The sequence below is a fragment of the Pseudoalteromonas sp. 2CM37A genome (genome assembly GCF_023161885.1).
Taxonomy (GTDB): Bacteria; Pseudomonadota; Gammaproteobacteria; order Enterobacterales; family Alteromonadaceae; genus Pseudoalteromonas; species Pseudoalteromonas atlantica.
Genome location: NZ_JALNTJ010000003.1, coordinates 135,931 through 149,728 on the forward strand (window position 1 = coordinate 135,931; position 13,798 = coordinate 149,728).

A 13,798-nucleotide genomic window follows, 5' to 3' on the forward strand; every position below is an offset into this window, starting at 1 on the left:
TTACCAATGCGAGGTTTACGCCTCGCTTTGCTCTTCTTTGTTCTTCTTCGCCTGTTCGTACCACAAAGCCATAAAACACTCAGTTAATTTATGCTCTATTTCAAGTGCTTTGTTGGTTGGGCAAAATAGCGTAAAGCTTGCTTTAAACTCACCAAGCTCTGTAGTGCCAAAGTGAATAACCGGTGCCGGACCCGAAATTTTGGCATCGAGTTTACGCTCTATCATCGAATTATAACGTGTTGCTACATCGTGAAACTCTTCGCAGTATAGTTTTGCCTGATTGACTAATTCGTCATGGATAACATAAGGGTTAAAGCTCTCTCTGCGTACAATAGTAAAATGATGAGTAACAAAGCGCTTTACATAATTAAGGTTTTTAATTGAGCTGGTGATCAGCTTGTTATTTGGAATATAAATTGTTTTGCGCGAAAACTGATAAGTGTGCATGTCTATTTCATGCATGGTGGTTTTTACCCAGTCTGTTTCGGCTACTTCGCCAAAATAGTCACCCACTTGTATCCAATCACCTACTCTAAACGGGCGGGTGGTAACCAGGTAAAAAAAGCCTATAACGCATTGTATAAACTCGCGTGTTGCAAGCACTATAGCCACTGCAAACGCAGCAATAGACAGCGCAAAATTTTGTATTTCGGTCGACCATACAAATAGCAGAGACAGCACCATAACAAAATTAATAAAGTGCTTAATGTTATGAGTGATGTAACGAATGTCTTTTTCTTTTTTTTCTGCGCGGTTTCTTGCTAGTTTATCAACCAGTACTTTAAGCACAAATGCAATGGCAAGCACGAGCACAGAAACTAAAAAAGGGTGCATGAGTATGTCTTTAATCATAACTTCCAAATACGAGTAGCAATAGGCACGCTAAGTATATTGAGTAAACAAACCAATTAGCAAATTTAAGCTACATAAAATCACTTATACCAATTGTATTAAGTTATGAGCCATTTATAGCAATAGCTGAATAGCGTTATAACCCTGTTAGCGCTTTATCTTGTACGCTAGAATGGCTAATACTTAATTAAACCGGTATTACTTAGCAGCTAGGCTGTTTGCTCTGTAATAGAGACCTGCGTGTGTTTAGCGTGTTTTTGGCAAAACAATACAAGCTCAATGGCAGCGATAAAAATAAGCGTGTAACCTAGGGTTTCTATGCCTTCCTCAATAATATTTTTAACGACCCGAACGTATTGTTCTCCCATAACTGAGTGCCAAAACTCGCCCTTGCCCATCATTCTCGAGAAAGCGAGTAAGGTCACTAAGCCAGATAGGCAAATACCATAGCTCGGTGTTTGCGCATAGGCTTTTAACGAGCTGTAAATAAAGCCTCGTTGGGCTTTTAAGTAAAGTAGTACGCTCCCTAACAGCGTATATACAATTGCTTGCCATGCGCCATCAAACACATACATATCTAGGTAGGTGTCAAATTCTCTAACAAACATAGCAGCCGACAAAGCAGCCAGTAACAGCGCGGCTATTTTAAGATTAGAGTGAATACGTGAGGCGTAGAAAAACAGCATACAACTTAAAAACGTTAAAATATCTTGCATGTGTTCGGTTAGTGTTTCTTCACTGTAAAGTGCATTTTGCTGTAAATCAAAACCTTCAAGCTGAATTAAAAAAGCCACACCTGCTAAGCATAATAAGTAAATAAAAGATCGCAGTAAAAACATATAAAAGCTCAAATAGAAAACAATGCGCGGCAGTTTAATTATAAAAATGGCTAAAAGCCAAAACATTATAGAAACTTTTTATATATTTATCGGTCTAAGTTTTTTGCTGTTAAATTAATGGGTTATGTTTTTATATTATGTATTTATGATGTGTTTTTTGTAATAAGTTGAGTTAATTAGTTGTGCTGTATAGGGTTAAATGCGTTAAGCATAAAAAAGCCCTTACTAAAACATAGTAAGGGCTTTTAACGTTATAAGCAGAATTTGCTTAGCGCATCGTCACAAACTCTTCTGAGCCTGTAGGGTGCAGAGCAACAACGGCATCAAAATCAGCTTTAGTTGCGCCCATTTTCATAGCAACAGCAAAGCCTTGAATCATTTCATCAACGGCAAAACCAATACCGTGTAAGCCAACTACTTTTTCTTCAGGGCCTACGCATACAAGCTTCATTGCACACGGTTGGCGGTGTTGTGTAACGGCTGTGTACATAGCGGCAAAGCCAGACTTGTACACTTTTACATTTTCTTCGCCGTGGCGAGCAATGGCTTCTTGCTCGGTTTCACCAATAGTACCAATAGGTGGGTGGCTAAATACCACAGTAGGTACAAGGCTGTAATCCATTTTTAAATCATCAGGTAGGTCTTTATTAAATAAACGCTCTGATAGGGTACGGCCGGCTTTAACAGCGACAGGCGTAAGTTCTATACCGTGCTCAATAATATCGCCCACAGCATAAATACCAGGTACGTTTGTATTTTGATATTCATCTACTTTTACATAACCAGAGCTATTTAGTTCAACCCCTGCTGCTGCAATGTTAATTACGTCGGTGCTTGGCTCGCGGCCAATAGCCCAAATTACTTGGTCAACGTTTTGGCTGTAACCATTTTCAAAATGAATGGTTAAGCTACCATCGCTTTCTTTAACAATTTCTTTAGGCGAGCATTCGGTATGCAGTGTTGGGCCTTCTTTTTTCATGATCTCTACTAGGGTTTCAACCAGTAGCGTATCAAAATTACGAAGCGGCGCGTGTCTGCGTACAAATAAATGAGTTTCTGTGCCTAAACCATGCAGTACACCGGCAAGTTCTACAGCAATGTAACCTGCGCCAATTACCGCTACTCGCTTTGGCTGCTCTGTTAATTCAAAAAAGCCATTTGAGTCTATACCGTACTCAGCACCTGGAATATTAGGAGTATGCGGACGTCCACCTACTGCAATCAAAATATGATCGGCCGTGTAATGCTCGCCGTTTACTTCTACGGTTTTGCTATCAACAAATTTAGCAAAACCATTAATTACGGTTACGCCATTGTTCGCTAAACCGTTGTCGTATCCTTTATGAATGCGACCAATGTACGCTTCGCGGCTCTCAACGAGTTTGCTCCAGTTAAAGTCTTTTACTTCTACGTTAAAGCCGTAATCAGGTGCATATAAGTTAATTGCTTCAGCAACTTGTGCGCCATGCCACATTACTTTCTTAGGCACACAGCCTACATTAACACAGGTGCCGCCCATGTGTTTTGCTTCGATAAGCGCTACTTTAGCGCCACGCATTGCCGCACGGTTAGCAGAGGCAATACCGCCACTACCACCACCAATCGCAATGTAATCAAAATGCTGAGCCATGTTTTATCCTCAAAAAATATATTTAACTATAATGTGCCGATGATAGCATATGCTAAGTGCAAGTCACCCAGCGCGGCGCGCTAAAAAGCTGATAAATACAACAAACGAAATTGTTTATTATGCCGATCAGTTTCATCCTAAGCTATATTAGACCCATTAATGGAGGCTTGTATTTCACCGTTTTGCCCCAACTTCAAATTCATAGTCAATTAAATTGAGAAAATTCATGAGCGAAGCACAAACAAATCCACTCATTGGCCTAGAAGGCTTACCCCCGTTTTCAAAAATAAAGCCAGAGTACGTAGTACCGGCACTAAAGCACGGTATAGAGCAATGTCGTAAAGCCATAGATGACGTGTTAGCGAAAGGCTCGTATACATGGAACGATTTAGTATTACCCCTTGAAGAAGCCGACGATAAACTCTCGCGTATGTTTTCACCAGTATCGCACCTTAATTCAGTCATGAATAACGACGAGCTGCGTGAAGCCTACGAGCAATGTTTACCACTTATATCTGAGTACTCAACATTTGTCGGGCAGCATCAAGGCCTGTACAAAGCGTATAATGCGCTTTATAACAGCGATGAATTTAAAACACTTAGCACTGCGCAGCAAAAAACCATCACCAACGCCCTACGTGATTTTAAACTTTCAGGCATTGCATTATCAGCAGAAGATCAAAAGCGCTACGGCGAAATTAGCACGCGTTTATCTGAACTTGCCTCTAAATTTGGCAATAACGTAATGGATGCAACGCTTGCATGGCATAAACACATTACCGATGAAAGCCAATTGGCAGGCTTGCCAGAGTCGGCATTAGCGCTTGCTAGCGAAACAGCTAAAAGCAAAGGTTTAGACGGCTGGGTATTTACGCTTGATTTTCCGTCTTACTTACCGGTAATGACCTATGCAGATGACCGCGAACTGCGCAAAGAAACCTACACGGCATTTTGTACGCGCGCTTCAGATCAAGGCCCTAATGCGGGTGAGTTTGATAACTCAGCCATTATGAAAGAAGAGCTTGCACTACGCCATGAGCTATCGCAGCTGTTAGGGTTTAATAACTACGCTGAAAAATCATTAGCAACTAAAATGGCTGAGTCGCCAGCGCAAGTTTTCTCATTTTTAGAAGACTTAGCCGCTAAGTCTAAGCCTCAAGCAGAGCAAGAAGTGGCAGAGCTAAAAGCCTATGCTGAGCAACACCATGGTATTACTGAGCTTCAAGCATGGGATTTTGGTTACTACAGCGAAAAGCTCAAGCAAGAAAAATACGCAATTTCAGATGAAGTACTGCGCCCTTATTTCCCTGCAGATAAAGTACTTAGCGGTTTATTTGAAACCGTTAGCCGCCTTTTTGGTATTAAGGTAAAAGAAGTAAGCGACTTTGATAGCTACCACAGCGATGTTCGCTTTTTTGAAATTTTTGATAGCAGTAATACATTGCGCGGTCGTTTTTATCTTGATTTATATGCACGCGAGCGCAAACGTGGCGGCGCGTGGATGGATGACTGTATGGGGCGTAAAGTGCGCGCCAGCGGAGAATTGCAAACACCCGTGGCATACTTAGTGTGTAACTTTAATAAAGCGGTAGGCGACAAACCGGCGCTATTTACACATGACGAAGTAACCACGCTTTTCCACGAATTTGGCCATGGTATACACCACATGCTTACCCAAGTTGATGCTGCTCCTGTTGCTGGTATTAACGGCGTTGCATGGGATGCCGTAGAGCTACCAAGCCAATTTTTAGAAAACTGGTGTTACGATGAAGAAGCGCTGAGCTTTATTTCAGGCCACTTTGAAAGTGGTGAGCCATTACCAAAAGAGCTACTTGATAAGCTACTGGCTGCTAAAAACTATAATTCTGGCATGCAAATGCTGCGTCAGATTGAATTTTCGTTGTTCGATTTTAGAATCCACCACGACTACCAGGCAAACCAAGAGTGCCAAATTCAAGCAATTTTAAACGACGTACGTAGCCGCACGTCGGTGGTTAACCCGCCTGAGTTTAATCGTTTTCAACATGGCTTTAGTCATATTTTTGCAGGTGGCTACAGCGCCGGTTACTACTCGTACAAGTGGGCTGAGGTACTCTCTGCCGATGCATTTTCTAAATTTGAAGAAGACGGTATTTTTAACGCCGAAACAGGTAAAGCCTTCTTAGAAAATATTTTAGAAAAAGGCGGCAGTGAAGAACCTATGGAGTTATTTAAAAAGTTCCGAGGTCGCGAGCCAAACGTTGATGCCTTACTGCGTCACAGTGGTATAGCTGCATAAACAACTACTTAACCTTATAAAGCGCCTATATGGCGCTTTTTTTATGTTTTTTAATATATTGGCCAATTGTTTTTAGTAATTTTAACCTCCCGTACTATGCTTTGTGTATACGCAGCAAAATGGACTAGGGCATGGCAAAGTTGGTACTAACGATTGATGACGATTTGTATGTTCATCGAATTATTGAAGAGGCTTTAGCGGGCTTTTGTAAGCTTATTCACGCTAAAGATGGCGAACAAGGACTTAAGCTAGCCAAAAAGCACACGCCCGACATAATTTTACTTGATATAGAAATGCCCGGTAAATCCGGCTATCAAGTATGCCAAGCATTAAAAGAAGATGAGTCAACACACGATATACCCGTTATGTTTTTGTCCTCTAAGGTGGAGCTTAACGATAGAGTAAAAGGCTATAGCGTAGGCGCGTCTGACTACATCATAAAACCCTTCAACACCGAAGAGCTAATGGCACGCATTAAAGTGCTTTATGAGTACCGGCAGCAATGTGAAAAGCTAAAATTTGATGTAGCTAAAGCGCAAGATACCGCCGCAATGGCTTTGGCGGAGTCGGGAGATATGGGGCGTATTGTTAGGTTTGTGGGGCAAAGCTATCACTGTCATAACTTTCACTCGTTAAGCGAGCACTTACTTGCCTTTTTTAGCCCGTTTAATTTAGACGTGGTTATTGTGTTTTGGTATCAGGGGGGGAGCTATTTTTATAGTTTAGAAAGTGGTGTATGCCCGCTCGAGCAGGAGCTTTTAGAGCAGCACCGTAATGCCAGTCGATTTGTGGATATTGGTAACAGCACCATTATTAACTACCCCAAAATATCTTTATTAATTAAGAATATGCCGGCTGATAATCGTGCTTTATACGGCCGTTATAAAGACTTATTCCCGCACATACTCGAAGTGACAAACGAAAAGGTCGTTGCTATGGAAAGAAACGAAAATAGCTTTGAACAAGCCACCCAAATTAGCACTGCTTTGCAAGATATAGTAAAGCAGCTTACTAGCCAAAATGTTGTACAAAACGACTACACAAGGCAGTTTATAGAGCAGCTTCATGAACTCAACTGTGCAATTAAACAAACACAAGCATACGCCAATCCAGCTGATTTAACTTTATACATGTCACAATTAGACGAAACTATGCAGCTGCTAGTAACCGCAAATAGTGATTTAGCGTTTATAAAGTACCAGCTTAAACAAGTGACCGAGAGCCGCAACGAATTATTGTGCAACTTACGCTCTAAAGTAGAGGAGGCCAGCTCACATAGTCTTGCGCATCAAAGCGATATAGAGCTATTTTAGTGCTTTAACGCTTGTTATACTGCAGCTGAAATTTTTCGTCGGAGTGTGTAGTGGTTATTCAGTGTGCTTTTAAAGAGTGTCGCCCATATTTAAATGAGCTAGAAACGCGTTTTAACTTAGCCCAATGGGCGCAAAGTTGTAGCGGTTTTACTCTGCATTACGACGATAAGGGCCTTAGCCTTTTAAAAAGCGACGAGCCTAAACTTGGCGCAATAAACGTAGACTTTGTAACAGGTGCTGTTGCTCACAGGCGGAAGTTTGGCGGCGGCAAAGGCCAATCAATCGCAAAAGCGGTAGGGTTAAATAAAGGCGCAACGCCTGTTGTACTTGATGCCACTGCCGGGCTTGGCCGAGATGGCTTTGTGCTAGCGTCACTTGGCTGTAAGGTTATACTGCATGAGCGCCACCCTGTGGTAGCGGCTTTATTGTTTGATGGCTTAAAACGCGCTTACGAAGATGCAGAGATTGGTTCATGGATGCAGCAAAATATGAGCTTAGTGTTTGGCTCAAGCCACACGTTATTAGAGCAGTGCGAGAGCATGCCTGATGTAGTGTATTTAGATCCTATGTTTCCACACCGAGAAAAATCAGCGTTAGTTAAAAAAGAAATGCGCGTATTTCAGGCATTAGTAGGCGCAGATACCGACGCCGATGACTTACTTGAATTTGCCTACCCACTTGCCAGTAAGCGTGTGGTAGTTAAACGCCCCGATTACGCCCCATTTTTAAACAATCAAACCCCCAGCATGCAAATTAAAACAAAAAAGAACCGTTTTGATGTGTATGTAAAAGCGGCCATGGTTTAACGGTATTTAGCGTATTGATCGGCTTTAAGGATCTAGGATCTTAGCGCGCTTTTATGTTAGAATTCGCACAATTTTTTGGCATAGTAAAGTAGCACAGCAATGATCTTAGATGATATTCGCATCGTTTTAGTTAATACCTCACACTCTGGCAACATTGGTTCGGCGGCTCGCGCCATGAAAACCATGGGTTTATCAAAACTGTATTTAGTGGACCCTGCTTGTGAAGTAGACAGCCATGCAAGCGCCTTAGCAGCCGGTGCAACCGATGTTTTAGGTAATGCGGTTATTGTTGATACCGTGGCTGATGCGATTGCCGATTGTGCATTAACTATTGGTACGAGTGCTCGTTCACGCACGCTGTCTTGGCCTATGGTTGAGCCACGTGAATGCGGTGAAAAGCTAGTTGCTGAGGCTGTAAACGGTCCTGTAGCGCTTGTATTTGGCCGTGAAAACAGCGGATTAACTAACGAAGAACTACAGCTGTGTAATTACCATGTATGTATTCCTGCAAATCCACAGTACAGCTCGCTTAATTTAGCTATGGCGGTACAAACGCTAAGCTACGAAACGCGTATGGCGTTTTTAAATCAGCAGCCAAAGGCTGAGCAAGCAGACGATGAGACTGCTTACCCAAGCTCAAAACAAACAGAGTTATTTTACGATCATTTAGAAGAGACGCTCGATAACACCGGTTTTATTATTAAGCAGCATCCAGGTTTAGTAATGACCAAGCTACGCCGCTTGTTTAACCGAGCACGTCCAGAAGAGGCTGAGCTGAACATACTGCGTGGCATTCTTACCTCAATTAATAAATCTATTCCTAAGTAAGGTATAGCGATTGGTTATAAAAACCTGCGGGTAAATAACGAGCTAATACTTGACTAAAACACTCAAGTAATTACAATACACCTAATACTTGACCAAAAAGGTCAGGTATTAAAAATTTGTTAATAGAACAGTGTTCTTTAATCAAATTTTTATCAAGTGATAATACTTGACTATTTTACTCTGGTAATTAAAATTTGCACTCTTTTGTGCGGGGGGCGTTATGAAGTTAACATCAAAAGGCAGATATGCCGTAACAGCTATGCTGGATGTTGCACTACATGCGAGTGTAGGTCCTGTGGCCCTTGCTGATATTTCACAAAGACAAGAAATTTCTTTGTCTTACCTTGAGCAATTATTTGCCCGTTTACGTAAAAATGGCTTAGTGAGCTCGGTTCGTGGTCCTGGTGGCGGTTATTTGCTAGGCCGAGAAGCCGCGGTTATCTCTGTTGGCGATGTAATTAGCGCCGTAGACGAATCGGTAGATGCAACACGTTGCCAAGGTGCCGATACCGGGTGTCAAAGCGGTATGCGTTGTTTAACTCACAACCTATGGTCTGATTTAAGCGCACGTATCGAAGAGTTTTTAAATAATATTACCTTAGCTGAATTGGTGGAAAAATCAGATGTGAAAGAAATCGCATCTCGCCAAGATAACAGCATCAATAATGCAATTAAGCAGTTGGAAAACATTCAAGTAAGCTGTCAACTATAAAAGTTGACCTGCAGCGGAGAGAGAAATGAAGTTACCGATTTATTTAGATTACGCAGCGACCACGCCTGTTGACGAGCGTGTTGCAAAAGAAATGATGCAATGCCTGACAATGGACGGTAATTTTGGTAATCCTGCGTCACGTTCGCACCGTTTTGGTTGGCAAGCTGAAGAAGTAGTTGACCAAGCGCGTACAGACATTGCCGATTTAATTAATGCTGACCCGCGTGAAATTGTTTTCACATCGGGCGCAACAGAATCAAATAACCTTGCAATTAAAGGTGCAGCGCAGTTTTACAAAAAGAAAGGTAAGCACGTTATTACCGCTAAAACTGAGCACAAAGCAGTAATCGATACGTGTCGTGAACTTGAGCGCCAAGGCTTTGAAGTAACCTACATGGACGTTGAAGAAAACGGCCTATTAGATCTTAAAAAGCTTGAAGAAACTATGCGTGACGACACTATTCTTGTCAGCATTATGCACGTTAATAACGAGCTAGGTGTAATTCAAGATATCAATACTATTGGCGAAATGTGTCGCGAACGTAAAATTATGTTCCACGTAGATGCAGCACAAAGCGCAGGTAAAGTATTAATCGACGTACAACAGCTTAAAGTTGATTTTATGTCGTTCTCAGGCCACAAAGTATATGGCCCTAAAGGTGTTGGCGCACTTTACGTTCGTCGTAAACCACGTGCTCGCCTAGAAGCGCAAATGCACGGTGGCGGCCATGAACGTGGTATGCGTTCAGGTACACTTGCAACTCATCAGCTAGTAGGTATGGGTGCAGCATTTAGAATTGCTAAGCAAGATTTTGAAAAAGATCACGCACACATCAGCGCATTACGTAAACGCCTAATTGACGGCATTATGGCTGATATGGACGAAGTATACTTTAACGGCGCACAAGACCAATCAGTACCAGGTATTGTAAACATCAGCTTCAACTTTGTTGAAGGTGAGTCGTTACTTATGGCAGTAAAAGACATAGCGGTATCATCAGGGTCTGCGTGTACATCGGCAAGCTTAGAGCCTTCATATGTACTACGCGCACTTGGCCGTAACGACGAACTAGCACACAGCTCAATTCGTTTTAGTATTGGCCGTTTTACTACCGAAGAAGAAATTGATTACACCGTTGAATTAATGAAAAACTCTATCGGTCGCCTACGCGAGATGTCTCCTTTATGGGAAATGCATCAAGAAGGTGTTGATTTAGATTCAGTTGAATGGGCTCACCACTAATACGAGTGAGCACCTACCGTAGCAGGTAATGAGGATAGAATTATGGCTTATAGTGATAAAGTAATCGACCACGTAGAAAACCCACGTAATGTTGGTGTTTTAGACAAAAATGATCCGTCAGTGGCAACGGGTATGGTTGGCGCACCAGCATGTGGTGACGTAATGAAATTGCAAATTAAAGTATCGTCTGAAGGCGTTATTGAAGATGCAAAATTTAAAACATACGGTTGCGGCAGTGCAATTGCTTCATCATCACTTGTAACAGAGTGGGTGAAAGGCAAAACACTAGACGAAGCATCAACTATTAAAAACACTGATATCAGTGCAGAGCTTGAATTACCACCAGTGAAAATTCACTGTTCAATTTTAGCTGAAGATGCAATTCAAGCAGCAATTGCTGATTACAAAAGCAAACAAGCGAAGTAAGAGAAATTCATGGCAGTGACATTGACAGATGCGGCAGCAAACCGCGTACAATCATTTTTAGCAAACCGCGGTAAAGGTTTAGGCCTGCGCGTTGGCATTAAAACGACGGGCTGTTCAGGTCTTGCTTATGTACTCGAGTTTGTTGATGAGCTTAACGAAGACGATGAAACCTTTAAAGCTAAAGGCGTTACCTTAATTGTTGACGCTAAAAGCTTGGTTTACATTGACGGCACTGAGCTTGACTACACCAAAGAAGGCTTAAATGAAGGGTTTAAATTTAATAACCCTAACCAAGCCGACGAGTGTGGTTGTGGCGAAAGCTTTACTGTTTAAGCTCAGCTACCTTTGTAGTATTTTTAAGCCCTGCCAGTAATTGTAGGGCTTTGTTATTTGTGAAATTTGTATTTCTAAATTTTATTGGTTGAAGCTATGCGTTACTTTGAGTTATTTGCAATACCAGTTGATTACAACATTGACTTGGCAACAATAAATAAGCATTACCTAGAGCTGCAGCGCGCAGTGCATCCAGATCGCCACGCTAATGCGAGCAGCCGTGATAAGTTAATGGCCGTACAAAGTACCGCTGAAATTAACGATGCGCTACAAACGCTAAAACACCCAGTAAAACGAGCTGAATATATGCTCAGCGAACTAGGTGTTGATATTCGAGCTGAGCAACAAACATTGCAAGATCCAATGTTCTTAATGCAGCAAATGGAACTGCGTGAAGAGCTTGAAGAGCTCGCTTCAGCAAGTAATCCTGAGGCCGCTATCGCCAATTTTGAATCACAAATAAAGCAATTAAAAATCCAATACAGTAATGAACTTGCCGAGCAACTTGCAAGTAACGACGAGGCGCAATATCAACAAGCTGCTGACAACATTCGCAAATTAAAGTTTGTATATAAATTAGAAGACGAACTTGAGCGCATTGAAGACAGTTTATTTGACGATTAATTACTTGCTGTAAAGCGAGCAACACGAGTTTAAAGAGCATTATGGCATTATTGCAAATTGCTGAGCCGGGGCAGAGCGCGGCACCACATGAACACAAATTAGCAATAGGTATTGACCTAGGTACCACTAATTCATTGGTTGCAACGGTACAAAGTGGCGAAGCCCGCACATTAACAGATGACCTTGGTGCAGCCATGTTGCCATCGGTTGTGCGTTACCAAGCTGGCGGCATCACGGTAGGCACCGATGCTGCACAAGCTGCAACACAAGACCCAGCCAATACCCTTATTTCAGTTAAGCGTTTTTTAGGTAAAACCCAAGCCGAAATAGAGCAAAGCTACGGCCAATTACCGTACCAGTTTTGTGAAGATAACGGCTCGCTTGCCATTCAAACCGATGCCGGAAAAATCAGCCCTGTTAAAGCCTCTAGCCATATTTTAGCGGCTCTAAAAGCGCGTGCAGAGCAAAGCTTTGGTAATCAAGACATTTTAGGTGCAGTAATTACCGTGCCTGCGTACTTTGATGACGCACAGCGCCAAAGCACTAAAGATGCAGCCGAGCTTGCTGGCATTAACGTATTACGTTTATTAAACGAGCCAACCGCTGCGGCAGTCGCTTACGGGTTAGACTCGGGCCAAGAAGGTATTATTGCTGTTTACGATTTAGGCGGCGGCACCTTTGATATTTCTATACTTCGCTTACACCAAGGTGTGTTTGAAGTAATGGCAACTGGCGGTGATTCGAGCTTAGGTGGCGATGATTTCGATTCGTTATTAGTCGATTACTTTAAGCAGCAAACAGGTGTGTCATCATTATCACCCTCAGTTTTACGTTTATTCATCAATAAAGCAAAAGCGTGTAAAGAAGCGCTAAGCCAGTATGCAAAAGTAAATGTAGTGCTTGAATTTGACGAGCAAAAACACACCGTAGAAGTGACACGTGAAACCTTTGACGAGCTGGCTATGCCACTTGTTAAAAAAACACTTCGTTCGTGTCGTCGTGCAGTTAAAGATGCTGGCATCGAAAACGAAGAAGTGCTGCAAGTTGTAATGGTAGGTGGTTCAACTCGCATGCCACTGGTTCGCAGTCAAGTTGAAGGCTTTTTTGAAAAAGAGCCGTTAACATCAATCGACCCGGATCGTGTTGTTGCATTAGGTGCTGCATTACAAGCTGATGTATTAGTAGGTAACAAGCCCGATTCTGACATGCTATTACTTGATGTATTGCCACTGTCACTTGGCCTTGAAACGATGGGTGGGTTAGTTGAAAAAATAATTCCGCGTAATACCACTATTCCTGTTGCTCGTGCGCAAGAATTTACTACCTTTAAAGACGGCCAAACGGCAATGTCTTTACATGTGCTACAAGGTGAGCGCGAACTGGTTGACGATTGCCGCTCGCTGGCTAAATTTAGCTTAAAAGGCATACCGGCTATGGCAGCAGGTGCTGCACATATTCGTGTTACCTTTAAAGTGGATGCCGATGGCTTGTTAAGTGTATCAGCAATGGAAAAATCAACGGGTGTGCAAGCTGAAATCCAAGTTAAACCATCGTTTGGCTTATCTGATGACCAAGTAGCTAACATGCTTAAAGAGTCAATGAGTAACGCTAAAGACGACATGCAAGCACGTATGCTTAAAGAGCAACAAGTAGAAGCGCTACGTGTTATAGAAGCACTAGAGGCGTCACTTGCTAGCGACGGTGACTTGCTCGACGATACTCAACTTGCTAATTTAAAAGCTGAAATAAGCGAGCTTGCTAAAGTGCGCGAAACCGCACAGCAGCCAGGTGATATTAAAGCCGCAATTGAAAAAGTAGATAACGCTAGCAGCGATTTTGCCTCGCGCAGAATGGATGCATCAATTAAAAAGGCCCTTACAGGGCAGTCAGTAGACAACGTTTAAAGAGGTTAGA

General features: G+C 42.3%; 13 protein-coding genes. 10 read left to right on the top strand and 3 right to left on the bottom strand.

The features are described from left to right. Positions 1-15 precede the first annotated feature (15 nt). The 3 genes from MTF68_RS08005 to gorA all read right to left on the bottom strand — a co-directional run bounded on the left by MTF68_RS08005 (position 16) and on the right by gorA (position 3,321). Positions 16-852, bottom strand: coding sequence for a mechanosensitive ion channel family protein (locus MTF68_RS08005; RefSeq protein WP_055254579.1), 837 nt, complete (start codon positions 850-852; stop codon positions 16-18). A gap of 209 nt (positions 853-1,061) precedes the next feature. After that, positions 1,062-1,646 (bottom strand): hypothetical protein, encoded by a 585-nt coding sequence (locus MTF68_RS08010; protein ID WP_248462176.1) that lies wholly within the window; start codon positions 1,644-1,646, stop codon positions 1,062-1,064. Between the two features lie 313 nt (positions 1,647-1,959). Next, positions 1,960-3,321 (bottom strand): glutathione-disulfide reductase, encoded by a 1,362-nt coding sequence (gorA, locus tag MTF68_RS08015; RefSeq protein WP_055254577.1) that lies wholly within the window; start codon positions 3,319-3,321, stop codon positions 1,960-1,962. A gap of 226 nt (positions 3,322-3,547) precedes the next feature. On the opposite strand from gorA, the gene prlC reads away from it, so the two are divergent. From prlC to hscA, 10 genes are all read left to right on the top strand, one after another. After that, a complete protein-coding gene (gene prlC / locus MTF68_RS08020) occupies positions 3,548-5,599 on the top strand; it encodes an oligopeptidase A (RefSeq protein WP_024032482.1) in 2,052 nt (683 codons plus the stop codon). Positions 5,600-5,730: 131 nt separating this feature from the next. Then, positions 5,731-6,912 carry a response regulator gene (locus MTF68_RS08025; protein ID WP_248462177.1) on the top strand — a complete coding sequence of 394 codons (1,182 nt, stop codon included), beginning with the start codon at positions 5,731-5,733 and terminating at the stop codon, positions 6,910-6,912. 50 nt (positions 6,913-6,962) lie between these two features. Beyond that, positions 6,963-7,718 carry a class I SAM-dependent methyltransferase gene (locus MTF68_RS08030; protein WP_004585768.1) on the top strand — a complete coding sequence of 252 codons (756 nt, stop codon included), beginning with the start codon at positions 6,963-6,965 and terminating at the stop codon, positions 7,716-7,718. A gap of 99 nt (positions 7,719-7,817) precedes the next feature. Then, on the top strand, positions 7,818-8,546 hold the full coding sequence (trmJ, locus tag MTF68_RS08035; protein ID WP_024032480.1) for a tRNA (cytosine(32)/uridine(32)-2'-O)-methyltransferase TrmJ: 729 nt from the start codon (positions 7,818-7,820) through the stop codon (positions 8,544-8,546). A gap of 220 nt (positions 8,547-8,766) precedes the next feature. Next, positions 8,767-9,258, top strand: a complete 492-nt coding sequence (gene iscR / locus MTF68_RS08040) for a Fe-S cluster assembly transcriptional regulator IscR (protein ID WP_004585770.1) — start codon at positions 8,767-8,769, stop codon at positions 9,256-9,258. 25 nt (positions 9,259-9,283) lie between these two features. Continuing rightward, positions 9,284-10,501, top strand: coding sequence for an IscS subfamily cysteine desulfurase (locus tag MTF68_RS08045; protein ID WP_004585771.1), 1,218 nt, complete (start codon positions 9,284-9,286; stop codon positions 10,499-10,501). 42 nt (positions 10,502-10,543) lie between these two features. Continuing rightward, complete coding sequence (gene iscU, locus MTF68_RS08050; protein WP_004585772.1) at positions 10,544-10,927, top strand: Fe-S cluster assembly scaffold IscU; 384 nt, start codon at positions 10,544-10,546, stop codon at positions 10,925-10,927. Positions 10,928-10,936: 9 nt separating this feature from the next. Next, the gene (iscA, locus tag MTF68_RS08055; RefSeq protein ID WP_004585773.1) at positions 10,937-11,260 is read left to right on the top strand and encodes an iron-sulfur cluster assembly protein IscA; all 324 of its coding nucleotides are present in this window, start codon (positions 10,937-10,939) and stop codon (positions 11,258-11,260) included. A 96-nt stretch (positions 11,261-11,356) separates the two neighbouring features. After that, positions 11,357-11,884 carry a co-chaperone HscB gene (gene hscB, locus MTF68_RS08060; RefSeq protein WP_004585774.1) on the top strand — a complete coding sequence of 176 codons (528 nt, stop codon included), beginning with the start codon at positions 11,357-11,359 and terminating at the stop codon, positions 11,882-11,884. A gap of 41 nt (positions 11,885-11,925) precedes the next feature. Then, positions 11,926-13,788, top strand: a complete 1,863-nt coding sequence (hscA, locus tag MTF68_RS08065) for a Fe-S protein assembly chaperone HscA (protein WP_248462178.1) — start codon at positions 11,926-11,928, stop codon at positions 13,786-13,788. Positions 13,789-13,798: the final 10 nt, after the last annotated feature.